General features: G+C 73.3%; 19 protein-coding genes. 1 reads left to right on the top strand and 18 read right to left on the bottom strand.

Going from position 1 to position 24,220, the window contains the following annotated elements; all coding sequences use genetic code 11:
• Positions 1 to 140 precede the first annotated feature (140 nt).
• On the top strand, positions 141 to 1,754 hold the full coding sequence (locus tag ABD234_RS06035) for a flotillin family protein (RefSeq protein ID WP_051486920.1): 1,614 nt from the start codon (positions 141 to 143) through the stop codon (positions 1,752 to 1,754).
• A 136-nt stretch (positions 1,755 to 1,890) separates the two neighbouring features.
• On the opposite strand, the gene ABD234_RS06030 is transcribed toward ABD234_RS06035, so the two are convergent.
• The 18 genes from ABD234_RS06030 to ABD234_RS05945 all read right to left on the bottom strand — a co-directional run bounded on the left by ABD234_RS06030 (position 1,891) and on the right by ABD234_RS05945 (position 24,214).
• Positions 1,891 to 3,126 (bottom strand): acyl-CoA dehydrogenase family protein, encoded by a 1,236-nt coding sequence (locus tag ABD234_RS06030; RefSeq protein ID WP_038373139.1) that lies wholly within the window; start codon positions 3,124 to 3,126, stop codon positions 1,891 to 1,893.
• Positions 3,127 to 3,194: 68 nt separating this feature from the next.
• The gene (gene dnaE / locus ABD234_RS06025) at positions 3,195 to 6,749 is read right to left on the bottom strand and encodes a DNA polymerase III subunit alpha (protein ID WP_038373082.1); all 3,555 of its coding nucleotides are present in this window, start codon (positions 6,747 to 6,749) and stop codon (positions 3,195 to 3,197) included.
• A gap of 196 nt (positions 6,750 to 6,945) precedes the next feature.
• The gene (locus ABD234_RS06020) at positions 6,946 to 7,674 is read right to left on the bottom strand and encodes a hypothetical protein (protein WP_038373083.1); all 729 of its coding nucleotides are present in this window, start codon (positions 7,672 to 7,674) and stop codon (positions 6,946 to 6,948) included.
• 47 nt (positions 7,675 to 7,721) lie between these two features.
• Positions 7,722 to 8,648 (bottom strand): RluA family pseudouridine synthase, encoded by a 927-nt coding sequence (locus tag ABD234_RS06015; protein WP_038373084.1) that lies wholly within the window; start codon positions 8,646 to 8,648, stop codon positions 7,722 to 7,724.
• Entirely contained in the window at positions 8,645 to 9,247 is a 603-nt protein-coding gene (gene lspA, locus ABD234_RS06010) for a signal peptidase II (protein WP_051486921.1), read from the bottom strand. The genes ABD234_RS06015 and lspA overlap by 4 nt, the downstream gene beginning before the upstream one ends.
• Entirely contained in the window at positions 9,244 to 9,909 is a 666-nt protein-coding gene (locus tag ABD234_RS06005; RefSeq protein ID WP_038373085.1) for a DivIVA domain-containing protein, read from the bottom strand. The genes lspA and ABD234_RS06005 overlap by 4 nt, the downstream gene beginning before the upstream one ends.
• Positions 9,910 to 10,007: 98 nt before the next feature.
• The gene (locus tag ABD234_RS06000; protein ID WP_038373087.1) at positions 10,008 to 10,298 is read right to left on the bottom strand and encodes a YggT family protein; all 291 of its coding nucleotides are present in this window, start codon (positions 10,296 to 10,298) and stop codon (positions 10,008 to 10,010) included.
• Between the two features lie 6 nt (positions 10,299 to 10,304).
• On the bottom strand, positions 10,305 to 10,787 hold the full coding sequence (locus tag ABD234_RS05995) for a cell division protein SepF (RefSeq protein WP_038373088.1): 483 nt from the start codon (positions 10,785 to 10,787) through the stop codon (positions 10,305 to 10,307).
• Between the two features lie 180 nt (positions 10,788 to 10,967).
• Complete coding sequence (gene pgeF, locus ABD234_RS05990) at positions 10,968 to 11,708, bottom strand: peptidoglycan editing factor PgeF (RefSeq protein ID WP_051486922.1); 741 nt, start codon at positions 11,706 to 11,708, stop codon at positions 10,968 to 10,970.
• Complete coding sequence (ftsZ, locus tag ABD234_RS05985) at positions 11,705 to 13,042, bottom strand: cell division protein FtsZ (protein WP_038373089.1); 1,338 nt, start codon at positions 13,040 to 13,042, stop codon at positions 11,705 to 11,707. Before ftsZ ends, pgeF begins: the two co-directional genes overlap by 4 nt.
• A 218-nt stretch (positions 13,043 to 13,260) precedes the next feature.
• The gene (locus ABD234_RS05980; RefSeq protein ID WP_344354603.1) at positions 13,261 to 14,340 is read right to left on the bottom strand and encodes a cell division protein FtsQ/DivIB; all 1,080 of its coding nucleotides are present in this window, start codon (positions 14,338 to 14,340) and stop codon (positions 13,261 to 13,263) included.
• Positions 14,337 to 15,875 carry a UDP-N-acetylmuramate--L-alanine ligase gene (murC, locus tag ABD234_RS05975; protein WP_344354602.1) on the bottom strand — a complete coding sequence of 513 codons (1,539 nt, stop codon included), beginning with the start codon at positions 15,873 to 15,875 and terminating at the stop codon, positions 14,337 to 14,339. The genes ABD234_RS05980 and murC overlap by 4 nt, the downstream gene beginning before the upstream one ends.
• Before the next feature lie 36 nt (positions 15,876 to 15,911).
• Complete coding sequence (murG, locus tag ABD234_RS05970; protein WP_038372519.1) at positions 15,912 to 16,991, bottom strand: undecaprenyldiphospho-muramoylpentapeptide beta-N-acetylglucosaminyltransferase; 1,080 nt, start codon at positions 16,989 to 16,991, stop codon at positions 15,912 to 15,914.
• Positions 16,988 to 18,481, bottom strand: coding sequence for a peptidoglycan glycosyltransferase FtsW (locus ABD234_RS05965; protein WP_084148459.1), 1,494 nt, complete (start codon positions 18,479 to 18,481; stop codon positions 16,988 to 16,990). The genes murG and ABD234_RS05965 overlap by 4 nt, the downstream gene beginning before the upstream one ends.
• A gap of 33 nt (positions 18,482 to 18,514) precedes the next feature.
• Positions 18,515 to 20,035 carry a UDP-N-acetylmuramoyl-L-alanine--D-glutamate ligase gene (gene murD, locus ABD234_RS05960; protein ID WP_038372619.1) on the bottom strand — a complete coding sequence of 507 codons (1,521 nt, stop codon included), beginning with the start codon at positions 20,033 to 20,035 and terminating at the stop codon, positions 18,515 to 18,517.
• 20 nt (positions 20,036 to 20,055) lie between these two features.
• On the bottom strand, positions 20,056 to 21,159 hold the full coding sequence (gene mraY / locus ABD234_RS05955; RefSeq protein WP_038372517.1) for a phospho-N-acetylmuramoyl-pentapeptide-transferase: 1,104 nt from the start codon (positions 21,157 to 21,159) through the stop codon (positions 20,056 to 20,058).
• Positions 21,156 to 22,649, bottom strand: coding sequence for a UDP-N-acetylmuramoyl-tripeptide--D-alanyl-D-alanine ligase (locus tag ABD234_RS05950; RefSeq protein WP_038372516.1), 1,494 nt, complete (start codon positions 22,647 to 22,649; stop codon positions 21,156 to 21,158). Before ABD234_RS05950 ends, mraY begins: the two co-directional genes overlap by 4 nt.
• Positions 22,643 to 24,214: a UDP-N-acetylmuramoyl-L-alanyl-D-glutamate--2,6-diaminopimelate ligase gene (locus ABD234_RS05945; RefSeq protein ID WP_051486835.1), complete on the bottom strand. Its 1,572-nt coding sequence runs from the start codon at positions 24,212 to 24,214 to the stop codon at positions 22,643 to 22,645. The genes ABD234_RS05950 and ABD234_RS05945 overlap by 7 nt, the downstream gene beginning before the upstream one ends.
• Between the last annotated feature and the right edge of the window lie 6 nt (positions 24,215 to 24,220).

Here is a 24,220-nt window from a genome sequence, read left to right as displayed (position 1 = left end):
ACGCCGAACGCCCCCTGATAATCTGCTCACGGTGTCCCGGGGACTGAGCTGGACACCGCCCTCGCGCAGGGCTCCCTCCGGAGCGCGCGGCGGCGAGCGCCCCGCATCGGACACCGGACGCACCGATCGAAGGGGAATCCATGGAGCCGTTCCTGGGACTGGGGCTCGTCGTCCTGGTCGGAATCGCGGTGGTGGTGCTGATCGGGATCCTCGTGATCCTGCGCAGCTACCGCATCGCAGCGCCGAACGAGGCGCTCATCATCACCGGTCGCAACGCCAAGTCGGGCGATGTCGACCTCGAATCCGGAGGCGCGCGGGTGGTGATCGGCTCGCGCGCGATCGTGCGGCCGTTCTTCGACCGCGCCTTCGTGCTCAGCCTCAGCTCGCGGCAGATCCCCGTCGAGGTCGAGGGGTACTCGATGAACGGGATCTTCCTGCGCCTGCGCGGCGTCGCGCAGGTCAAGGTCGGCGGCAACGTCGACGACGTCCGCAAGGCCTCGCAGCGCTTCCTGGACCAGCAGCAGCAGATCGACCACTACACGCAGGAGATCCTCTCGGGCACCCTGCGCGCCGTGGTGGGCACGCTGTCGGTCGAGCAGATCATCCGTGACCGCGCGTCCTTCGCCAACCAGGTGCAGGCCGAGGCGGAGCACTCGATGAACAACCAGGGTCTGGTCATCGACACCTTCCAGATCTCCGCGGTCGAGGACGACGGGTCCTACCTGCGCGACTGGGGACGCCCCGAGGCCGCCCTGGTCGCCAAGCGCGCGGCGATCGCCGAGTCGGACGCGAACCGCGAGTCGACCCAGGCGAAGAACATCAACCTCCAGCAGGAGGCGGAGTCCAAGCAGGCCTTCGATCTGCGCAACGCGGAGATCAAGGAGGAGACGGACGCCCGTCAGGCCGTCGCCGATGCCGCCGGTCCGCTCTCCCGGGCCGCGCAGCAGCAGCGGATCATCGAGCAGGAGGAGCTCATCGCGGTCCGCAACAACGATCTGCGCGAGAAGCAGCTGATCGCCGAGGTCCACAAGCCGGCGGAGGCCAAGCGCTACGCCGAGCAGCAGGACGCGGACTCGAAGAAGTACGCGCGCATCGCCGACTCCGAGGCCCAGCTGGCCGACGAGCGCAACCGCGCCGAGTCCCGCAAGGTGTCCGCCGACGCGGAGGCGCATGCCATCGAGGCTCGCGGTCGCGCCGAGGCGGAGGTCGAGCTGCAGCGTCGCTCCAAGGACGCCGAGGCGGTGCGCCTGGAGGGCCAGGCGCAGGCCGACTCGCTGCGCGCCAAGGGCGAGGCGGAGGCCGCGGCGATCCTCGCCCGCGGCGAGGCCGAGGCCGAGGCCACCCGCGCCAAGGCGGAGGCGTACAAGCAGTTCAACGACGCCGCCGTGCTGGCGCAGGTCCTCGAGGTGCTGCCGGCGGTCGCGAACGAGCTGGCCGCGCCGTACAGCAACATCGAGAAGCTGTCGGTGATCTCCTCCGACGGCGAGTCGAAGATCGGCCAGAACATCTCGCGCGGGCTCGCGCAGGTGCTCGACATGGTCAGCGCCACCACCGGCGTCGACTTCCAGGAGACGCTCGAGCGGGCCGCGAGCTCCGGCCGGGACGTGCGCGCCTCCGACCCGGCGACCCCGGCGGGCGCCCGCCCTGCGTGGGCATCGGCCGAGCCGGGCGCCTCCGCGAGCTCAGCGCCGGCCGGCTCGGCCTCCTCGGGGGCCGACGGCGAGGGCACGCAGCCCGCAGGCGCCGAGGACTGAGGTCCGCGGGGGCGGCCGCGCCGGCCGTCCCCGCAGCCCCTCCCGCCCCGGGGCGCAGGCCTCGACGGGGCACGGACGAGATCGACCAGGGCTTCCTCCCGGAGGAGGCCCTGGTCGATCTCGTCTGCGGGAGGCGTCAGGCTCCGGAGCCCGCGGCGCCGATCTCGCCCAGCAGCGCCTTCGCGTAGGAGGCCTGCACGGACTCCTCGTCGCTGGGGTGGTAGATCCCGGCGCGCGCGTCGCGGGAGAGGCGCTCCAGCTCGCTGCGGCGCGAGTAGTGGGCTCCGCCGCTGGCCCGCAGCACCTCGTCGACCGCGGCGATCGCCGCCTCCGTGGCGCGGGACTTCACCCCGGAGAACTGCAGGAACCAGCGCCCGCCGTGGTCGGTGGTCCCGGGACCGGCCTCCCCCGTGCCGAGGGCGTCGAGGTCGGCGAGGAGCTTGTCGATCTGGAGCACGGAGCCGTCCACGCCGATCGCGGCCCGGGCCAGGCGGCGGCGCACGTCGGGATCGTCCGCGTGGACGATCCCGCGGGTGATGCTCCGCCTGCGCAGCGCGACCTGGGTGCCGAGCTCGACGGCGCGCTGGGCGATGCCGGTGTACACCGCGGCGATCAGCAGCTCGAAGCAGCCGAACACGCCCAGCACGAAGGGATCCTGGTTCGGGCCGACCGGGGTGGTGGTGATGACCTGCTCCGCCGGGCAGGGCGCCTGGTCCAGGATCGTGGTGCGCGACTGGCTGGCGCGCATCCCGTGGGTGTCCCAGTCGTCCAGGGTGCGCACCGCCTCGGTGCGCTCGAGGACGCCGAACACGAGGGTCGGGTCCGTCTCCACGGTCGCGGCGAGGCGGCCGTGGACCACCAGGCGATCCCAGGCGGGAGCCAGCGAGGTGAAGATCTTGGTGCCGGAGAAGACGACGCCTCCCCCCGCCGCCCCGCCGCGACGGCCGGCAGGGGCCGTCCCGGCGCTCCGCGGCGCCTCGTCGAGGCGGCGGGCCTCGGTGGAGGCGTCGAAGAGCATCGCCTCGTTGCCGGCCTCGGAGATCCCGAAGGCGAACAGGCGGTCCTGCGCGGCGTCCTCGAGGATCGGCCGCACGCCCTCGTGCCCGCGGCGGTGGGCGTGCAGGGCCGCGCCGGTGACCACGAGGTGCATGTTCATCGCGAGCGCCGTCGCCGGCGCCGCCGCGGCCAGGCGCCGCTGGACGCGGCCGGCCTCGGCCAGGGTGGCGCCGAGGCCGCCCAGCTCCTGCGGCACCAGCAGGCGCAGGTATCCGCGCTCGCGCAGCGCGGCGAGGTCCTCGTCGAAGAAGCGGTTCTCGCGGTCGTAGACGGCGGCGCGCTCCCGGATCTCGGCGAGCAGCGCCTCCGGCAGCAGCTCGCGGGCGGCGGCTCCCGGCTCGGTGCCCGGCCCGGCGCCGGGAGCGCCCGCGCCCGTCGGCCCGCTCACTGGAGGCAGCCCGGGCCCAGCAGGGCCTTGAGCGAGGCGTACAGCGCGGCCGACGGGGTGACGGACAAGCGCTTGTCCAGCTGCATCAGCGTGGTGCGGCCGGGCTCCTGCAGGCGCAGGCGGACCTCGCTCGAACCGCGGTTGTCCTCCAGCACGTCCCGCAGCTGCTGGGCGACCTTCTCCGTGGCGCGGCCCGCCGCCAGGGAGATGACCACCGGGCCGTCGGCCCCGCCGCCGGTCTCGGGGATCGTCATCTCCATCACCCGAAGCTCCGGCATGCCCTTGGAGGTGTCCACGCGGCCCTTCATGGAGACGACGAGGTCCTCCGCGAGCTCCGTGGCGACCGTCTGGTACGTCGAGGGGAACAGCAGGCAGTCGATCGACCCCTCGAGGTCCTCGACGGTGGCGATCGCCCACATGTCGCCCTTCTTGGTGGTCTTGCGCTGCAGGGCCGTGATCAGCCCGGCGATGGTGACCATGGCGCCGTCCTCGACCGCGCCCTCGTCGGCGAGCGCGCTGATCGACGTCGAGGAGTTCTGGGCGATGACGTGCTCGAGCCCGTGCAGGGGGTGGTCCGAGACGTACAGGCCCAGCATGTTGCGCTCGAAGGCGAGCTTCTCCTTGCGGTCCCACTCGGGCAGGTCGGGCACGGTGATCGTCGCCGCGGAGCCCGTCTGGGCGCTGGGGTCGTCGCCGAACATGTCCGCGCCGAACAGGTCGTACTGCCCCTGGGCCTCCTTGCGCTTGACGTCGACCACGGCATCGACCGCATCCTCGTGGATCAGCACGAGGGAGCGGCGGTTCGCCCCGAGGGAGTCGAAGGCGCCGCCCTTGATGAGCGACTCGATGGTGCGCTTGTTGCACACCGTGAGCGGCACCTTGTCCAGGAAGTCGGTGAAGGACGTGAAGGCGCCCTTCTCCTCGCGCGCCTGGATGATCGCCTCGACGACGTTCATGCCCACGTTGCGGATGGCCGAGAGCCCGAAGCGGATGTCGTCGCCCACGGCCGAGAAGTACATGTCGGACTCGTTGACGTCCGGGGGGAGCACGGTGATGCCGCGGTGGCGGCAGTCGCCGAGGTACAGGCCCAGGCGGTCGCGGTTCTCCTGGGTGGAGGTGAGCAGCGCCGCCATGTACTCGGTGGGGTAGTTCGCCTTGAGGTACGCGGTCCAGTAGGAGACCACGCCGTAGGCGGCGGAGTGCGACTTGTTGAAGGCGTAGTCGGCGAAGGGCAGCAGAGTCTCCCACAGGGCGCTGACGGCCTCGTCGGAGTATCCGTGCTCCTTCATGCCGGCCTCGAAGGAGACGAACTGCTTGTCCAGCTCGGCCTTCTTCTTCTTGCCCATGGCGCGGCGCAGGATGTCGGCCTGTCCCAGGCTGTATCCGGCGACCTTCTGCGCCGTCTGCATGACCTGCTCCTGGTAGACCAGCACGCCGTAGGTCTCGCCGAGGATCTCCGAGAGCGGCTCCTCCAGCTCCGGATGGATCGGCGTGATCGGCTGCAGGCCGTTCTTGCGCATCGCGTAGTTCGTGTGCGAGCCCATGCCCATCGGCCCGGGACGGTACAGGGCCGAGACCGCGGTGATGTCGCCGAACTGGTCGGGCTTCATCTGGCGCAGCAGCGTGCGCATGCCGGAGCCATCGAGCTGGAACACGCCCAGCGTGTCGCCGCGCTGGAGCAGCTCGTAGGTGGCGGTGTCGTCGAACGGCAGCTGCTCGAGGTCGACGGCCTCCTTGCCGTTCTTGGTGATGTTCTCGACCGCGTCGGAGAGCACCGTGAGGTTGCGCAGGCCCAGGAAGTCCATCTTCAGCAGGCCCAGCGTCTCGCAGGTCGGGTAGTCGAACTGGGTGATGATCTGGCCGTCGGAGGGGCGGCGCATCATCGGGATGATGTCGATCAGCGGGTCGCTGGACATGATGACGGCGCAGGCGTGCACGCCCCAGCCGCGGGTCAGGCCCTCGACGCCGCGGGCGATGTCCACCACCCGACGCACGTCCGGGTCCTCGTCGTGCAGGCGGCGGAACTCCCCCGCCTCGGCGTAGCGCTTGTGCTCCGGGTCGAAGATCCCGGAGATCGGGATGTCCTTGCCCATCACGGTGGGCGGCAGCGCCTTGGAGAGGCGATCGCCCATGGCGTACGGGTAGCCCAGCACGCGCGAGGCGTCCTTGAGGGAGTTCTTCGTCTTCATCACCCCGTAGGTGATCACCTGGGCCACGCGGTCGTCGCCGTACTTGCGGGTGACGTACTCGAGCACCTCGCCGCGGCGGCGATCATCGAAGTCGACGTCGAAGTCGGGCATGGACACGCGGTCGGGGTTCAGGAACCGCTCGAACAGCAGGCCGTGCTCGATCGGGTCGAGGTCCGTGATGCGCATGGCGTAGGCGACCATCGAGCCGGCGCCGGAGCCACGGCCCGGCCCCACCCGGATCCCGTTCTCCTTGGCCCACTTGATGAAGTCGGAGACGACCAGGAAGTAGCCCGGGAAGCCCATCTGCGTGATGACGCCGACCTCGTAGTCCGCCCGCGCGCGGACCTCGTCGGGGATGCCCGCGGGGTAGCGGTACTCCAGGCCCCGCTCGACCTCCTTGACGAACCAGGAGTGCTCGTCCTCGCCCGGCGGGGTCGGGAAGACCGGCATGTAGTTCGCGCCCTCGTCGGTGGTGGTGAAGGCGACGTCCACCATGTCGGCGATGCGCAGCGTGTTGTCGCAGGCCTCGGGCAGCTCGCGGAACAGCTCGCGCATCTCGCGCCCGGACTTGAGGTAGTAGCCCGAGCCGTCGAACTTGAAGCGGCCGGGGGTGTCGAAGGTCGACCCGGAGTTGATGCACAGCAGCGCATCCTGGATCTTGGCGTCCTCCTCGGTGACGTAGTGGAGGTCGTTGGTCGCCACGATCGGGGCGCCGATGGTCCGGGACAGCTCCAGCAGCTCCTTGGTCACGCGCTGCTCGAGGGAGAGCCCGTGGTCCATCAGCTCGATGAAGTAGTTCTCCTTGCCGAAGATGTCCTGGTACTCCCCCGCCGCCTTGACGGCCTCGTCCCAGTGCCCCAGGCGGATGCGGGTCTGCACCTCGCCGGAGGGGCATCCGGAGGTGGCGATGAGGCCCGTGCTGTACTTCTGGATGCTCTCGCGGTCCATGCGTGGCCACTTGCCCATCTGGCCGTCCAGCGAGGCGGTGGAGGCCAGGCGGAAGAGGTTGTGCATCCCCTCGGTGGTGCGCGAGAGCAGGGTCAGGTGGGTGTAGGCGCCGCGCGCGGAGACGTCGTCCCCCGCCTCCTGCTGCTCCTTGGTGCCCCACTGCACACGGGTGCGGTCGTGGCGGCTGGTGCCGGGGGTCACGTACGCCTCGACGCCGATGATCGGCTTGATGCCGGCGGCCTTCGCGGTGCGGTAGAACTCGTAGGCCCCGAAGGTGTAGCCGTGGTCCGTGATCGCGATGGCCTTCTGACCCAGACGTGCGGTCTCGTCGACGAGTTTGCTGATCTTCGCGGCCCCGTCCAGGAGGGAGTAGTCGGTGTGGACGTGGAGGTGCACGAAGTCGTCGGAAGCCATGGTCCAAGCCTAGTCACCGTCCCCCTCCGGCGGGGCCCCCGGGGTCCCGCCGCAGCGGCCGCGAAGGTCACGCCGCGCGTCCGGCGTGTCGCCCGATCCCCGTGATCCGCCGGCCGCCGCCCGCCCGGGGAGCCGGTGCCGGCGAGGGGGCGGACGGCCCGGCGGCGGAGGCGGCCGGCGGTGCGCGGTCAGCGGATCAGCGCGACCCGCCGTCCTCCTCGGCCTGCTGCCCGCGCCGGGTCTCGGCGAGCAGCGTCGCGAGGTAGTCCTGGACGTCCTCGGTGCTCAGCGAGCGCTCGTCGCGCCGCGGCGGGATGCCGCCGACGAAGGCGCCGCCGTGCCAGGCGAGGGAGTCGTCGGGCAGGCTCGGATCGTCGTCGCGCCACAGGTCGATCGGCACGTCGTGGGCGGCGAGGTCGCGGGCGATCTCATCGGCCGCCGCCGCGGAGCCCGAGCGCTGCAGCACGGCCACGAGCAGGGACTGGGCGGCCCAGGCGGAGGCGTCGTCCTGCCCGGGGTCCACGGACTCCTGCACCAGGGCGATGTAGCTGGCGGCCAGCTCGTCGTCCCCGGACTCGTAGTGGTCCTTGGCCACGCGCAGCGCGATCCTCGGCACCAGATGGCGCGCGTCCCACAGCACCGCCGCGCCCACCAGCGCCATGCCGACGCCGGTGGGGAAGTCCGGGTCCAGGGCGATGGGGCTGGCGGGGGTGCGCCCCGCACGGCGGTCGTCATCGGCCTCGAGGTAGGCCTGGGCGGCCTCCTCCACCGCGGTGCGGGCCCGGCCCTCGTCGCGCAGAGCGAGCTCCGCGCCGGCAGGGTCGATGCCCAGGCGCCGCGCCACCCGGGCGAAGGGGAAGTCGGGGCGGGACAGGGCGCTGTCCCGGGAGGCGGACAGGGCGGTGCTCGGCTGCTCGTCGCTCATGCTCCGACGGTATCGCGATCGGCTCCGCACCCGGCGCCGCAGGGGCCTCAGCCCTCGCGCAGGATGCGGAGCGCCTCGGCGAGGTCCTCGGGATAGGACGAGGTGAAGGTGACCTGCTCGCGGGAGATCGGATGCTCGAAGCTGAGCTCGACGGCGTGCAGCCACTGGCGCTCCAGGCCCAGACGGGCCGCGATCGTCGGATCCGAGCCGTAGAGCGGGTCCCCCACCAGCGGATGCCGCATGGCGGAGAAGTGGACGCGGATCTGGTGGGTGCGGCCGGTCTCCAGGTGGATCTCCAGCAGCGCGGCCGAGCGGAACATCTCCTCGACCTCGTAGTGGGTCACCGCGTGCTTGCCGGTGCTCATGACCGCGTACTTGTAGTCGTGGTGCGGGGAGCGGCCGATGGGCGCCTCGATGGTCCCGCGCAGCGGGTCCGGGTGGCCCTGGCACACCGCGTGGTACGTCTTGGAGACGGTGCGGCGGCGGAAGGCGTCCTTGAGCACCGAGTAGGCGCGCTCGGACTTGGCGACGACCATGAGACCGCTGGTGCCCACGTCCAGGCGCTGGACGATCCCCTTGCGCTCGGGCGCACCCGAGGTGGAGATGCGGATGTTGGCCCCGGCGAGATGGCCCAGCACCGTCGGCCCGGTCCAGCCGACGCTGGGATGGGCGGCCACGCCCACGGGCTTGTCGACGACGACGATGTGGTCGTCCTCGAAGACGATGCTCATGCCCTCGACGACCCCGGCGTGGATCTGCGCCGCAGGCCTCGCCGGCGGGATCACCGCGGTGAGCAGGGCTCCGGCCTCGAGGCGGGTCGAGCGGGCGGGCACGGCGCCGTCGATGGTGACCTCGCCGGCCATCACGAGCTCCGCGGCCCGGGTGCGCGAGAGGCCGAACAGCCGCGAGACGCCGACGTCGACCCGCTCCCCCGCCAGCCCGTCGGGCACGGGAAGGGTGCGCTCCTCGCTCATGCTCCGTGCTCCTGGTCAGTCGGGGCCGGGCGGCGGTCCGCCGCGTCCGCGGGGCGGGAGGGGTCCGAGGGCACGCCGATCACGCTGAGCAGGACCAGCAGGATCGCCCCGCCGACCACGCCCATGTCCGCCACGTTGAACACGGGCCAGTTCGGCAGCTGGAGGAAGTCGACGACCTCGCCGCGGAACGGACCGGGCGGGCGCAGCAGCCGGTCATGGATGTTGCCGAGCGCCCCGCCGATGATCAGCCCGAGGCTCAGCGCCCACCAGGGCGAGCGGACCGCGCGGACGGCGAAGACGAGCACGCCCACGCAGATGAGCAGCTGCAGGCAGGTCACCACCGGGGTGGCGCCGGCGCCCATCCCCCAGGCGGCGCCCGAGTTGTACAGCAGGTGCAGCTGGAGGATCTCGCCGAGCAGGGGCTGGGAGCGGCCCAGCGGCAGCGCGGACTCGGCCCAGTTCTTGGTCGCCTGGTCGGCGACGGCGAGGGCGGCGCCGAGCACCAGGACGATCGCCAGGACGGCGGTCAGAGGGAGAGGACGGCGAACGCCGGACGCATCGCGTCCGGCGTTCGCAGGGTCCGTGGCGGAACGGTTCACAGACCGAAGTTCGCCTGCTTGTCCTGCGTCTCGCTGGTGTCGAGATCGCGCAGCTGGTTCTCCAGGTAGTTGCGCAGGCGGTTGCGGTAGTCGCGCTCGAAGGTGCGCAGACCCTCGATCGCCTTCTCCAGCTCCGCCTTCTTGACCTCGAGCGCCTCCAGCGTGGTGCGGGACTTCTCCTCGGCCTCGCCGACGATGCGCTGGTGCTCCTCCTGCGCGGCGTTGATGAGGCGGTCGCGCTCGTCCTCGCCGTTCTTGACGTACTCGTCGTGCAGGCGGTTGGCCAGGGCGATGATGCCGGCGGCCGAGGCGTCGGGGCTCTGGGCTGCGGCGGGCTCGGCCGGGGCCTCCGCGACGGGCTCCTCGGCGGGCTCGGCCGCGGGAGCCTCGGTCTCGGCGACGGCTGCGACGGCGGTGTCCTCGTCCTCGGCGACGGCCGCGGGGGCCTGCGCGGAGGCGGCCGCGGCGGACTCCAGCTCCGCGATGCGGTTCTGGGCCTCCTCGAGCTCCGTGGTCAGGCGCGCGTTCTCGTCGATGAGCTCCTGCAGGCGCGGCAGGACGTCGTTGTCGAGGTAATTGTCGACCTCGTCCATGTCGTAGCCTTCGGAGAACCGCACCGGGGTGAAGCGCTTGTTCAGCAGGTCCTCGGGCATCAGGGCCATGGGGTCACCTTCTCGTCAGTCTTGGTTGTGTGGCGCCTACGTGTGCGCACCTGCGACACAGCGTAGCCGAAAGCGGATCCGATCTCCGCACCGGCCTCTCAGGAAGCGAGGCCCCCGAGCACGGACAGCAGGATGGACCCTCCGAGCAGGAGGATCATCAGGCTCAGGTCCAGGGCCACCGCGCCGAGGCGGATCGGCGGGATGATGCGACGGAGCCCCCGCACCGGTGGGTCGGTGAGGGAGTAGACGAGCTCGAAGAGCACGAGGACCAGGCCCCGCGGCCGGAAATCCCGCGAATAGGCCTGGATCCATTCCAGGATCAGTCGCGCCACCAGCGCGATCATGTACAGCAGCAGCGCGATGTACGCCACCGAGGCGATCAGCTGCACCGGCCCTCAGCTCTGGTTGTAGAAGCTGCTCTCCTCGGCCGTCGCCTCGCCGTCGACCTGGATGAACTCCGGGGACAGGAGGAAGACCTTGGAGGTGACGCGCTCGATGGAGCCGCGCAGCCCGAACACGAGCCCCGCGGAGAAGTCGACCATGCGCTTGGCGTCGCCGTCCTGCATGTCCGAGAGGTTCACGATCACCGGGACACCGTCGCGGAACGACTCGCCGATGGCCTTGGCGTCGTTGTAGGACCGCGGGTGGATGGTCGTGATGCGCGCCATCGTCTCCTCCTGAGAAGGACTCATCGCGACGACATGGTTGCGCCGGATGGGCGTCACCTGAGCCTCGCGCTCCACATGCTGCTCCGGGGCCCGCTCGGTGCGGCGCGCCGCCGGCGCGTCGTCGCGGACGTCCCGCTCGTCGTCGTAGTAGTCCTCGTCGACCTCGTTCGCGAGGCCGAGTGCGACCATCGCGTTGTGCCACGTGCCCATGGGCAGATCTCCCAGTCTGTCTTCATTCCGCTGACGGGATCCCGGGGAAGCACGGGGAGTGCGTGGGGACCCTTCCCATGGAACGTACCGGAGCGATGCATATCCCGCGTGGAGGCGCACGGCGTGTCGTCCGCAGGATCCCGGCGTGTCCTCGTGATCCGTGCCGCGCGGGCGATCGCGTCAGGCCCGGCGGATGACGCCCGCGAAGCGCCCCGTGGTGCCCTCGCGCCGGTACGAGAAGAAGCGCGGGTCCTCGAGGGTGCACGGGGCCTCGACCGCGACGGCGGAGGCGGGCACCCCGGCGAGCTCGAGGGCTCGCACGGCGCCCGCCCGCAGGTCCAGGGCCGGGGTGCCCCAGCGGGTGCGCGCGCAGATGCCGTCCAGGACCGCGGCGGACTCCTCCTGCATGGCGGCGGGCACCTCGTAGCAGTCCCCGCAGATGCTCGGCCCGATGCTCGCCCGGATCCGGGAGGGGACGGCGCCCAGCGCCGCCATGGACTCCACGGTGCGCTGGAGCACGCCGTCGAGCAGGCCGCGACGGCCCGCATGGGCGGCGCCGATCACGCCGGAGGCCGCGTCGCTCAGCAGCACGGGCAGGCAGTCGGCCACCATGATCAGCAGCGCCACGTCGCGGCGGGAGGTCACCAGCGCATCGGCGGGGATCACGGGGACCGGGCCGTCGGCGGGCAGGACGTGCACCTCGGCCGAGTGGATCTGATCGACCGCGGCCAGGGGCGCGCCCATCTCCGCGCGGAGCAGGTCGCGGTTGCGGCGCACGGCGGACTCCTCGTCCCCCACGTGCAGGGCGAGGTTCAGGCTGTCGTAGGGCGCCGCGCCGATGCCGCCCGCCCGGGTGGTGAACAGGGCGCGGGCCCCGCGCAGATGCGGGGCCCGCAGGACGGCATCGGCCGGGAGCGTCACTTCAGGAACGACGGCAGGTCGAGATCGTCGTCGCCCTCGGGCTCCTGGATGCGCGGGGGACGCACCGGCTGGGGCGAGGCGGGCTGGGCCTGCTGCGCCGGCCGCTCGGCGGACTCGGCCTCGGCCGGGTCCAGCACCTCGGTCGCCGGCTCGGGGCTGGGCTGGGGCGCGGACGCCGGGCGCGGCGGCACCGCCTGCTGCTCCTGCGGGGAGGGCGTGAAGGTCTGCTGGGGCGTGCCCCAGGAGCCGGAGAACGCCCCGGCGCCGGCACCGCGGGACTCCTGCTGCTCGGACCGGCCCAGAGCGGGCCGCGGCTGCGTCTCGGTCCGGCGGGGCTCGCTGCGCTGCGGGATCGCTGCGGGCTGCGCCGTCTGGCGCGGGCTGGGGCCGCCGGACTCGAAGCCCGCCGCGATCACGGTCACGCGGACCTCGTCGCCCAGGGCGTCGTCGATCACGGAGCCGAAGATGATGTTCGCATCGGGGTGGGCGGCCTCCTGCACCAGGCGGGCGGCCTCCGAGACCTCGTAGAGGCCGAGGTCGCTGCCGCCCTGGATGGACAGCAGCACGCCGTAGGCGCCGTCGATGGAGGCCTCCAGCAGGGGGCTCGAGACCGCGAGCTCCGCCGCCTGGAGGGCGCGGTCGTCCCCGCGGGCCGAGCCGATCCCCATCAGCGCGCTGCCCGCGCCCTGCATCACGGACTTCACGTCCGCGAAGTCGAGGTTGATCAGACCCGGGGTGGTGATGAGGTCGGTGATGCCCTGGACGCCGGAGAGCAGGACCTGGTCGGCGGACTTGAAGGCGTCGAGCATCGAGACCTGCTTGTCGGCGATCGACAGCAGGCGGTCGTTGGGGATGACGATGAGGGTGTCGACCTCGGCCTGGAGGGCGGCGATGCCGGACTCGGCCTGGGTCGAGCGGCGACGGCCCTCGAAGGTGAACGGACGGGTGACCACACCGATGGTCAGCGCGCCCAGGCTGCGGGCGATGTTCGCCACGACCGGCGCACCGCCGGTGCCGGTGCCGCCGCCCTCGCCGGCGGTCACGAAGACCATGTCGGCGCCGCGCAGCACCTCCTCGATCTCCTCGGCGTGGTCCTCCGCCGCCTTCTTGCCGACCTCCGGGTCGGCGCCGGCGCCGAGGCCGCGGGTGATCTCCTTGCCGACGTCGAGCTTGACGTCGGCGTCGGACATCAGCAGCGCCTGCGCGTCGGTGTTGATGGCGATGAACTCGACGCCCTTGAGACCGGATTCGATCATGCGGTTGACGGCGTTCACACCGCCGCCGCCGATGCCGACGACCTTGATGACTGCGAGGTAGTTCTGTGATCCGGTCACGTTCGGGTCCTTGCTCTCGATGTCTGTGCTGATGGGAGCGGTGCGGGGCCGTCCGCTCGACCCCGGTGCCAAACCCTCGACCTCGAGTTGAGGTTCAGGTTCATACGTTCTCATCCGTGCTTCTGACGCTATGGACGCCGCGCACCCGGCGCAAACACCTCGCGCGCGTGTCGGCAGGAAATACGGTGAGGGAATTCCCGGGCGCGGTCGGCGCCCGGTCAGCGGGTGACGGGGGCGACCGGGGAGGACACGTCGATCACCGTTCCCGGCTGCCCGAGGAGGGCGGCGACGACCTGGGCCTTGAGCTCCGCGTCCTGCGCATCGCCCCACACGACCGTCTTCTGCCCCTCCCCCACGGCGACGGTCAGGGTGACGTCGGAGCGGGAGGACGCGGAGATGGCGCTGGTGGACCCGCGCAGGTCCGCGGGCAGCTCCGCGAGCACCTCGAGCATCGCGTCGGTGGCGCCCTCAGGATCCTTGGAGCCGGTCGCGACGGTCAGCGGCACCAGCGTCGCGCCCTCGGCCGCCTCGGGCGGGAGCTGCTCCCCCTCGGCGTCGACCACCGCGGTGCCGCCGTCGGCGGTCGCGACCGTCGCGATGGGCGTGCGCTCGCGCACCGTGACGCGGAGCCCGTCGGGCCAGGTGCGCTCCACGGAGGCGCTCGCCACGCCGGGGATCGCCTCGGCCTCCGCCGTGATCCGCCCGGAGGGGACGCGCAGGATGCTCGTGCCGAGCGCCGGCTCGGCGGCACGGCGCACGGCCTGCGCATCGACGTAGCCGGTCCCGGCGATCTCGACGTCCGCGACCCGGAAGGCGGGGGCGTACAGGAGCACGCCGACCGCCGCCAGGACCAGCACCAGCAGCCCCGCGGAGACGGCGAGGATCGTGCGGCGGCGCCGCAGCCACGGCCGCGGGGTCACCAGGGAGCGGAAGCGATCCGCCGCCGGGACGACGCGTCGCGGCCCCTCCGGGGCCGCCTCCGGAGAGGCCGGGGTCCGGGCCGCCGGGGACGCGGGAGTCCGGACGGATGCGGGGGCGGCGGCCCGGGCCGCCATGGGGCGCACCGGCGCCTCGGACCGGCCGGTCGACGGCGCGGCGCGCCGGGCCGTCGGCTCGGCAGGGCGGGCCGTCGGCTCGGCGGGGCGGGCGGGCTCGGCGGGGCGGGCGGGCTCGGCGGGGCGGGCGGGCTCGGCGCGGCGGGGCGTCGGCTCCGTGCGGCGCGCGGGCTCGGCGCGGCGCATCGGCCGCTCGGCGCGGCGCGGGGCTCCGGGCCTGCGGGGCGGCCTGCGGGAGCTCACGCCGCCGTCTCCGGGGTGCCGCGCAGCGCCGCGAGCACTCCCGGGGTGTCCTCGACGATGTCGCCGGCGCCGAGCAGGAGCACGACGTCCCCGTCCCGGGCCTCGGCGGCCACGAGGGCGCCGATCCCGGCACGGTCCGCGACCTCGACCAGGTGCCCGCGCGTGCCGTGCCCGGTGATGGTGCCGGCCGTGACGGTGGGGTCGGGGTCCTCGCGCGCGCCGTAGACGGGCAGCACCCAGGCGCGGTCGGCCAGCTCGAGCGCGGCGGCGAACTCCGCGGCGAAGTCCCGGGTGCGGGAGTACAGGTGGGGCTGGAAGACGACCAGGACCCGGCCGCCGCGGCCGGCGGCGTCCACGATCCCGCGGGCCGCCTGGACGGTGGCCTCGACCTCGCGCGGATGATGGGCGTAGTCGTCGTACACGGCCACGCCGGCCTCCGTGCCGCGCAGGTCGAAGCGGCGCGCGGCCCCGCGGAAGGCGGCGAGACCGGCGGCGAGGTCGTCGAGGGCGGCCTGCGGATCCGCGAGGGCGGCGGCGGCGATCGCCCCGAGGGCGTTGAGGACGTTGTGGTGACCGGCGACCGCGAGGTCGAGCGCCAGCTCCCCGCCGGGGGCCGCGACGCGGGCGCGGGCTCCCGCGGTGGTGCTCTGCTCGGAGACCAGGCGCCAGTCGGCCTGCTCGGCGGCGCCGTAGGTCGCCACCGCGCCCCCGGCCGCGCGCACCCGCGCACCGAGCGCCGCGGCGCCGGGGTCATCGGCGCACACCACCAGGGTGCCGCCCGGGGCGATGCGCGCGGCGACCGCGTCGAAGGCCGCGGTGAGGTTCGCCGGCGTGCCGTGGAAGTCGAGGTGATCGGGCTCGAGGTTGGTGACCACGAGCACGCGGGGACGGAAGGCGAGGAAGGAGCCGTCGGACTCGTCGGCCTCGACCACGGCCGGCGCCGGCCGGTCCGTCCGTCCGGCGGCCGGGTCCGCGCCGAAGCCGGCGTTGCGGCCGAGGTCGGGGACCGCGGCGCCGAGGGCCCAGGCGGGGTCGTGCCCGGCCCCGCGCAGGGCGAGGGTGGCCATGGCCGTCGTGCTGGTCTTGCCGTGGGTCCCGGCGACGGCGATCAGGGGGCGCCGGCCGAGCAGGCCCTCGAGGGCGGCGGCACGATGGATGACGGGGATCTGCCGCTCGCGGGCGGCGATCACCTCGGGATTGTCGGGACGCACCGCGGTGGAGACGACGACCAGGTCGGTGTCCGGGGCGAGGGTCTCGGCGCGGAAGCCGATCACGATGCGCGCGCCGGCCTCCTGCAGGGGGCCGATGAACTGGCCGTCCTGGGAGTCGGAGCCGCTGACCCGCAGCCCGGCCTCGAGGGCCAGGCGCGCCACCGCGGACATCCCGGCCCCGCCGATGCGCACCACGTGGATGCTGCGGACGTCCTGCTCCGCGGCCGCGGGCCAGTCATCGCGGGTGATCACGTCACCGGGACGGAGGATGGTGCGCACCTGCGGCGCGGGGGCATCGGCGGGGGCGGGCGCGGGTTCGGTCATGGCAGAAACGGTATCGCTCGGGCGCAGCGGGGACGCTCAGGCTCCCCGTGCGGCGCCGATCACGATCGCGGCCATCTGCTCGGCGGCGTCGGCGATCCCGAATCCGCGCGAGCGCTCGGACATCTCGGCGAGGCGGTCGGCATCGCGCAGCAGCGGCAGCACCGTCCCGGTGACGACGCCCGGGGTCATCTCGGCGTCCGGGACCATCAGCGCGCCGCCGGCGGAGACGACGTCCTGGCCGTTCAGGGCCTGCTCGCCGTTGCCGATCGGCAGCGGGACGAACACCGCGGGCAGACCCACGGCGGTCACCTCGCACACGGTCCCGGCGCCGGAGCGCGTGATGGCGAGGTCCGCGGCGGCGTAGGCGTCCTCCATGGCCTTGACGTACTCGAGGACCCGGTAGCCCTCCTCCTCGGCGAGATCGGCCTTGCCCTTCCCGGTCACGTGCAGCACCTGCACGCCGGCGTCCAGCAGGGCGGTGCGGGAGGCGTGCACGGTCTCGTTGATCCGCTGCGCTCCCAGCGAGCCGCCGGTCACCAGCAGCACGGGACGCGAGGGATCGAGCCCGAAGGAGCGCACGGCATCCGCGCGGCGCTCCTCCCGGTCCAGGTGCGCGATGCCGGGCCGCATCGGCATGCCGATGCGGCGGGCTCCGGGCAGAGGGGTGGCGTCGAAGGCGGTGAGGACCGCCGCGGCGCGGCGGGCGCCGAGCCGGTTCGCCAGGCCCGGGCGACGGTTGGCCTCGTGGACGATCAGCGGGATCCCTGCGGCGGCGGCCGCGAGGTAGGCCGGCGGGCAGACGTAGCCGCCGAAGCCGGCCACCGCCTCGATGCGCCGTTCCCGCAGCAGGCGGCGCACCGCGCCGATGGTGCCGCCGAAGCGCATCGGGAAGCGCAGCGCGTCCAGGTCCGGCCGGCGGGGGAAGGGCACCTTGGGGATGGTGATCAGCTCGAAGCCGGCCTCGGGCACGAGATCGGCCTCGAGCCCGTCGGCGGTGCCGAGGACGAGGATCTCCGCCTCGGGCTCGCTGCGGCGGATGCGGTCCGCGACGGCGAGCAGCGGGGAGACGTGCCCCGCGCTCCCTCCTCCGGCGAGCAGGATGCGGGGTGCGGTCATCGGCGTCCTCCCGAACGGCGCGAGGTGCGGCGCGAGGATCTCGGCGCCGCGGCGGATCCCGCTGAGCGGGATGTGGACTTCGTCGGGCGCGGCGTCGCGGAGCGGCCCGCGCGGGTGCGGTGCGCGGCAGCGCCCGCCGGGCTCCCGGAACGGCCTCGCCCGGGCAGCCGGGCGAGCAGGCGGGACAGCGCGGAGGGGCGGCGGGGCCGCGCGGAGCGCTCGGACTGCGAGGCGGGCATGACCGTCAGCGAGGTGCGCACGGAGCCGATCCGGGCCGAGATCGCCTCCTTCGCCCCGGGCTCGTGCCGGGCGAAGGACAGCAGGATCCCCAGCGCCATCATCGAGGCCACCAGGGCGGAGCCGCCGGAGGAGATGAACGGCAGCGGCACGCCGAGCACGGGCAGCAGCCCGGTGACCACCATCATGTTCACCAGGGCCTGTCCGAGGAGCCAGGCGCTGATGCCGCCGATGGTGATCTGGACGAAGGCGTCGTCGATGCGGGTGATCATGCGGAACAGCACCAGGGCCAGGAGGGCGAACACGGCGACCACGCTGAGCGTGCCGATCAGGCCCAGCTCCTCGCCGATGATCGCGAAGATGAAGTCGTCCTGCGCGGCGGGCAGGCGGCCCCACTTCTGCGCGGACTGGCCGAGGCCCTTGCCCCACCAGCCGCCCTCGGCCAGGGCCTGCAGGCCGATGTTCGACTGGTCGCAGGTGGCTCCCTCGCAGGTGCCGTGGAGCCAGCTCGAGATGCGACGCATGCGGTTGGCGCTGGTGACCGTCAGGGCGATCACGCCGATCGTGCCGACGCCGGCGACGAGGGCGAACCAGCGCCGCGGCACGCCCGCGACCCACATGGAGCCGGCCACCAGCATGGCCATCACCAGCATGGTGCCGAGGTCGTGGCCCAGGACCACGAGGCCGAGGGACAGCATGACCACGGGCACCAGCGGGACGATCAGGTGGAAGGGCCGGCTCAGCAGGGGGCGCTTCACGGCCAGCAGCGCGCCGAGCCAGACGGCGAGGGCGAGCTTCAGCATCTCGGAGGGCTGCAGGGTCTGCCCGCCGACGACGATCCAGTTGCGGTTTCCGTAGACCTCCCAGCCGAGCGGGCTGAACACCAGCAGCTGGAGCAGCACCCCCAGCATCAGGGCCGGCCAGGCCAGGCGCTTGTACCAGCTCGGCGGCAGGATCGCGGCGACCAGCAGCCCGGCCAGGCCGATCAGGGCGAAGCGTCCCTGCCGGAAGAGCCCGGCGTAGCCCGACTCCCCCTTGGCGATGTTGATGACGGCCGAGCTCGAGAGCACCATGACCAGCCCCAGGCACACCAGGATCGTCCCGATGGCGATGAGCGCATAGAAGTCCAGCGCCGGCGACCTCGTCCAGGCGGCGACGCCGGCGCGGACGCGGGCGCCGATGTCCCCGAGGGGGCGCTCCTCGTCCGGTCGCACGACCGCGGTGGAGCGCTTGCGGGTCTCCTGGGTCGTCACCGTGCCTCCTTGGCCGCAGCGGTCCGGGCGGACTCAGCCGTCCGCATGGGCGATCTCCCGCGCGGCGGCGGCGAACAGGTCGCCGCGCTCCGCGTAGTTCGCGAACTGGTCCATCGAGGCGGCGGCCGGCGCCAGCAGCACCACGTCCCCGTCCCCCGCGAGCGAGCGGGCGGCGCGGACGACGCGGCGCATGTACTCCGCGCGGCCCTCCGCGTCGCCAGTGTGCCCCGGATCGGGGCGCTCGAGCGGGAGGGCGGGGGCGTGTCGGGCCAGGGCGTCGCGGAAGGGCGCATCGTCCTCGCCGATCAGCACCACGCCGGTCAGACGCCCGGAGACGGCCTCCACCAGGGAGTCGACGTCGGCCCCCTTGGTCAGCCCGCCGGCGATCCAGACGATCCGCTCCGCGGAGACGAGGGAGGCGCGTGCGGCATCGGGGTTGGTGGCCTTGGAGTCGTCCACGTAGACCGTCCCGCCGCCGGTGGCCACGACCTCCGCGCGATGGGCGCCGGCGCGGTAGCTCCGCAGGCCGTCGCGGACGGCCTCCTGGGGGACGCCGTGGGCCCGGGCGAGCGCGGCGGCCGCGAGGGCGTCCAGCACGATGTGCGGCGGCGCGCCCTGCGGCCCCAGATGGGCGAGGTCCGCGAGAGTGCCGAGCTCCGCGGCGCGGGTGCGGCGGTCCTCGATGAAGGCGCGGTCCACGAGCATGCCCTCGACCACGCCGAGCTCCGAGAGGCCGGGGCTGCCCAGGCCGATGCCGACGGCGCGCGCGCCCTCCTGGACATCGGCCTCCTCGACGAGATCTCGGGTCGTCTCGTCCGCGGTCGCGTAGACGCAGGCGGTGCGCACGCCCTCGTAGATGCGGCCCTTCGCGGCCGCGTACGCGGCGAACGACCCGTGCCAGTCCAGGTGGTCCTCGCTGAGGTTCAGCACCACGGCGGATTCGCACTGCAGGTGCTGCGTCCAGTGCAGCTGGAAGCTGGACAGCTCGACGGCGAGGACGTCGAAGCCCTCGGGATCCAGGGCGGCCTCGATCACCGGCAGGCCCACGTTCCCGCAGGCGACCGCGCGCAGGCCGGCGGCCTGCAGGATCGACTCGAGCATGGTGACCGTGGTGGTCTTGCCGTTGGTGCCGGTCACGCCCAGCCAGGCGGGGCCGTCGGCGGGCTGCATGCGGCGGGCCAGCTCGACCTCGCTCCAGATCGGCACGCCGTCGGCCGCGGCCTGCGCCAGCAGGGGCTGGTCGGGGCGCCATCCGGGAGAGGTGACCACGAGGTCCACGGGGTCGCCCGCGGGCAGCGCCCGGGTGTGCTCGGGTCCGAGCAGGGCGCGCAGGCCGAACACCTCGAGGATGCGGGCCTGCTCGCGGGCGCGCTCGGTGTCCGCGGCGTCCACGACGGTGACGCGGGCGCCGCGCTGGAGGGTCTGGTCGGCCACGGCGTAGCCGGAGACGCCGAAGCCGGTGACGAGGATGTGCAGTCCGGACACGTCCATCCCCGGCCAGGGGCGGTCCTCCGCCCTGCGGGGGTCGTTCCCGGCGCGACGGGACGCGGCCATCTCGGGCTCGGGAGAGGCGGTCATGAGCTCAGCCTGGGGAGGGCCTCGAGGTAGAACAGGCCCAGCCCGACCGCGGCGAGCAGGCCCGCGACGATCCAGAAGCGCACGACGATGGTGACCTCGTTCCACCCCAGCAGCTCGAAGTGGTGCTGCAGCGGCGCCATGCGGAACACCCGCTTGCCGGTCGTCTTGAAGCTGACCACCTGGATGATCACGGAGAGGGAGATGGCCACGAACAGCCCGCCGATGATCGCGCCGACGATCTCCGTGCGCGAGACGATGGTCAGGCCCGCGAGGGCGCCGCCGAGGGCGAGGGAGCCGGTGTCGCCCATGAAGATCTTCGCGGGCGAGGTGTTCCACCACAGGAAGCCGACGCAGGCCCCGATGATCGCGGAGCAGACCACGGCGGTGTCCAGCGGGTCGCGGGCCGTGTAGCAGTGGGGGGCGCCGGCGGCCAGGTCCAGTCCCTCCGCGCAGCCCTGGCGCCACTGCCAGAAGGAGATCAGCAGGTAGGCGGCGGCGAACAGGATGGTCGCGCCGCTGGCCAGGCCGTCCAGGCCGTCGGTGAGGTTCACGCCGTTGGACCAGGCGGCCACGAGGAAGTTCGCCCAGATCGCGAACAGGATGAAGCCGACCACGGTGCCGCCGAAGGCGAGGTCGAGCCAGGGGATGTCGCGCACGAAGGAGATCTGCGTGGAGGCGGGCGTGTTCCCGTGGCTGTCGGGGAACAGCAGCGCCAGGACCGCGAAGACGGTCGCCACCAGGAACTGGCCGATGAGCTTGGCCCGGGGGCGCAGGCCCAGGCTGCGCTGCTTGGAGATCTTCAGGTAGTCGTCGAGGAAGCCGACGAAGCCCAGGCCGACCATGAGGAACAGCACCAGCAGCACCGAGACCGACGGCCAGGTCTGGGTGACCGCGTGGGAGATGAGGTACCCCAGCACCGTCGCGAGGATGATCGCGACGCCGCCCATGGTGGGGGTGCCGCGCTTCGTCGAGTGCGAGGTCGGGCCGTCGTCGCGGACGAACTGCCCGTAGCTGCGGCGCACCAGCAGCTTGATGTACTGCGGGGTGCCGAGGATGGAGAGCACGAAGCTTCCGATTCCCGCGATGATGATCGCGATCATGCCGGGGTGTCTCCTTGGTCGGGGCGTTCGCCGGTGGCTCGGGTCGCGCCGTCGGAGGCGACCTGGTGCAGATGGTCCAGCAGGCGCGGGCCGAGGGTCCGCAGGCCCGCGTCACGGGAGGACTTCAGCAGGACCACGTCGCCGTCGCGCACCTCTCGTTCTAGCACAGCCATGGCCTCGTCGAGCGTCGCGACATACTCCGACTCCCCGCCGAAGCTGCCCTCGAGGCAGGCCCCCTGGTGGATGGGTGCGGCGCCCGCGCCGACCACGATCAGGCGGGAGACGTTCAGCCGCACGGCCAGGCGCCCGATCTCGTCGTGCAGACGGATGGAGTCCGCGCCGAGCTCGCGCATCTCGCCGAGCACCGCGATGGTCCGATGGCCGCGGCCGAGATGCGCGAGGGTCTTCAGCGCGAGCCGCATGGAGTCGGGGTTGGCGTTGTACGCGTCGTTGACCACGAGCACTCCCCCGGCGCTGCCCGTCTCCATGCGCTGGCCGGAGAGCGGCTCGGCGGTGCTGAGCACCGCGGCGGCCCCGGCGAGATCGGCCCCGGCCATGAGCGCGGCCGCGGCGGCGGCCAGCGCGTTGAGGATCTGGTGCTCGCCGAGCATGCGCATGCTCACCGGTGCCGTCCCGGCGGGGACGATCGTGCCGTCGGCCCGCTCCAGGTCGCGCTGCAGCTCGAGGGTGAAGGCGGGGCGGGCCAGCTCGTCCAGGCGGATGTCGCGGGCGCGCAGATCGCCCAGGTCCAGTCCCCAGGTGATGACGGGGGCGCTGGTCCGCGAGGCCATCTCGGCCACGCGGGTGTCCTCCGCGGCGAGCACGGCGCGGCCGTGCGGGGGGAGCGCCTCGACGATCTCGCCCTTGGCCCGGGCGATCGCCTCGACCGACCCGAACTCGCCCAGGTGGGCGGTGCCCACGTTGAGCACGAGGGACACGTCCGGCGGGGCGATGCGCGTGAGGTGGGCGATGTGCCCGACCCCGCGCGCCCCCATCTCGAGCACCAGGAAGCGGGTCCGGGAGTCCAGGGAGAGCACGGTCAGCGGCAGGCCCAGCTCGTTGTTCGGGCTCCCGGCGGGGGCGACGGTGGGGCCCAGCGGCTCCAGGAGGCGGCCGATGAGGTCCTTGGTGCCCGTCTTCCCGGCGCTGCCGGTCACGGCGATCACGCGCAGCTCGGGGGCGAGCTCGCGGGCGCGCGCGAGCTGGACGCGGGCGAGCTCGCTCAGCGCCGCCTCGACGTCGTCGACGCGGACGGCGGGGACCGGGACGTCCTCGCTCACCAGGGCCAGCGCGGCGCCTGCCGCGTGCGCGGCCTCCGCGAAGCGGTGCCCGTCCACGTGCTCACCCGCGAAGGCGGCGAACAGGTCGCCGGCCTCGACGGCCCGGGAGTCGATGCGGGCGCGCCCGGTCACGGTCTCGGTACCGGCGGCCCCTCCGATCAGGGTCCCCCCGGTGATGCGGGCGATCTCCGCCGCGTCGGCAGTCAGCATCCCAGCGTCTCCGTCCCGGTCCTCGTGCTCCCGGTCAGGGATGCGCGCAGGACCTCACGATCATCGAACGGATGGACGATACCGCCGATGTCCTGACCGGTCTCCGCCCCCTTGCCCGCGACGAGGATGGTGTCCCCCACATCGGCGATGCCGACGGCCAGGGCGATGCCCTCGGCGCGCCCGGCCACCTCGTGGACCTGGGCCGATGCCGCATCGGGCACGCCGGCGAGCAGCGCGCGACGGATCTCCGCGGGATCCTCGCTGCGCGGGTTGTCGTCCGTGACGACGACCACGTCGGCGAGCCGCGCGGCGACCTCCCCCATCAGGGGGCGCTTGCTGCGGTCGCGGTCCCCGCCCGCACCGATCACGGCGATCACGCGCCCGGAGCCGGCGACGGATCGCAGCGAGACGAGCGCCTGCTCGAGGGCATCCGGCGTATGCGAGAAGTCGACGATCCCGCGCACCGGCGACTCGGCCACGAGCTCCATGCGCCCGGGGACGGTGCCCTCGGCGGCGAGCGCGCGGTGCACGGCCTCGCCGTGCACGCCGATGGTTTCGAGCATCAGCACCACGGCGACGGTGTTGGCGACGTAGTGGCGGCCCGGCAGCGGGGAGCGCAGGGGGACGTCCGGCGACGCGCCGTCCCGCTCGAGCAGGAAGCGGCTGCCGAATCCGTCGGCGCGCAGATCGCGCACCCGGGCATCGGCGGGAACGTCCTCGCGGGTCGTGTAGGTGGTCACCGGGATGCTCGCCTGCGCGGCGAGGCGGCGGCCCCATGCGTCGTCCACGCAGACGATCCCCCGACGGGCGTGCGCGGGGGTGAACAGCTGCGCCTTGGCCTGGAAGTAGGACTCCATGTCGCCGTGGAAGTCCAGGTGGTCCTGGCTGAGGTTGGTGAAGCAGGCGACGTCGAACACCACCCCGTCGGCGCGGTGCAGGACCAGGGCGTGGCTGGAGACCTCCATCGCGCAGGAGCCGACCCCCTGCTCGACCATGCGCGCCAGGATGCCGTGGACCTCGGGGGCCTCGGGGGTGGTCCGGACGGTGGCGACGGCGTGCTCGGTGCCGTCGTCCCCGACGAAGCTCGTGCCGCTGGTGCCGATCACCCCGCTGCTGCGGCCCAGGGCCAGCAGGGTGCGGTGCGCCATGGTGGTCACGGAGGTCTTGCCGTTGGTCCCGGTGACCGCGAGGGTGGCCAGGCGCTCGGCGGGCTCCCCGTACACGGCGGCGGCCGCCTGCGCGGTCGCCGCCCGCGGGTCCTGGATCACCAGCGCCGGGAGACCCGCGTCCGCGCAGCGCTGCGCGCCCTGCGCATCGGTCAGGGCGCAGGCCGCGCCGCGGGAGGCCGCCTGGTCGGCGAAGTCGGCGCCGTGGGCGCGGGCTCCCGGAAGGGCCGCCCAGAGGTCCCCGGGACGCACCGACCGGGAGTCCAGCGTGATCCCGGTGATCGGCGCGCGGGGCGCGGGCCCCTGGAGGCGGGCGCCGATGCGCCCGGCGAGATCGGCCACCGGGAGCGGAGCCGTCTCGCGCGGGCGCGGGGGCTCTGGCGAGGCGTGAGCTGTCATCGACGG

Origin of the sequence: Brachybacterium phenoliresistens (assembly GCF_039530785.1) — a bacterium.
Taxonomy (GTDB): Bacteria; Actinomycetota; Actinomycetes; order Actinomycetales; family Dermabacteraceae; genus Brachybacterium; species Brachybacterium phenoliresistens.
The sequence above is the reverse complement of the archived record's forward strand: the minus strand, read 5'-3'. Positions and strand labels throughout refer to the sequence as shown.

Excerpts from the sequence above, each read along its gene's own strand:
- ABD234_RS06035 (WP_051486920.1), top strand. The coding sequence starts at position 141 with ATGGAGCCGTTCCTGGGACTGGGGCTCGTCGTCCTGGTCGGAATCGCG.
- dnaE (WP_038373082.1), bottom strand. The coding sequence starts at position 6,749 with ATGGCTTCCGACGACTTCGTGCACCTCCACGTCCACACCGACTACTCC.
- ABD234_RS06015 (WP_038373084.1), bottom strand. The coding sequence starts at position 8,648 with ATGAGCGAGGAGCGCACCCTTCCCGTGCCCGACGGGCTGGCGGGGGAG.
- ABD234_RS05945 (WP_051486835.1), bottom strand. The coding sequence starts at position 24,214 with ATGACAGCTCACGCCTCGCCAGAGCCCCCGCGCCCGCGCGAGACGGCT.
- murC (WP_344354602.1), bottom strand. The coding sequence starts at position 15,875 with ATGACCGAACCCGCGCCCGCCCCCGCCGATGCCCCCGCGCCGCAGGTG.
- murG (WP_038372519.1), bottom strand. The coding sequence starts at position 16,991 with ATGACCGCACCCCGCATCCTGCTCGCCGGAGGAGGGAGCGCGGGGCAC.
- ABD234_RS06005 (WP_038373085.1), bottom strand. The coding sequence starts at position 9,909 with ATGGCCCTGATGCCCGAGGACCTGCTGAACAAGCGCTTCACCCCGGTG.
- murD (WP_038372619.1), bottom strand. The coding sequence starts at position 20,035 with ATGGCCGCGTCCCGTCGCGCCGGGAACGACCCCCGCAGGGCGGAGGAC.
- ABD234_RS05995 (WP_038373088.1), bottom strand. The coding sequence starts at position 10,787 with ATGGGCACGTGGCACAACGCGATGGTCGCACTCGGCCTCGCGAACGAG.
- ABD234_RS06020 (WP_038373083.1), bottom strand. The coding sequence starts at position 7,674 with ATGAGCGACGAGCAGCCGAGCACCGCCCTGTCCGCCTCCCGGGACAGC.
- mraY (WP_038372517.1), bottom strand. The coding sequence starts at position 21,159 with ATGATCGCGATCATCATCGCGGGAATCGGAAGCTTCGTGCTCTCCATC.
- ABD234_RS05950 (WP_038372516.1), bottom strand. The coding sequence starts at position 22,649 with ATGCTGACTGCCGACGCGGCGGAGATCGCCCGCATCACCGGGGGGACC.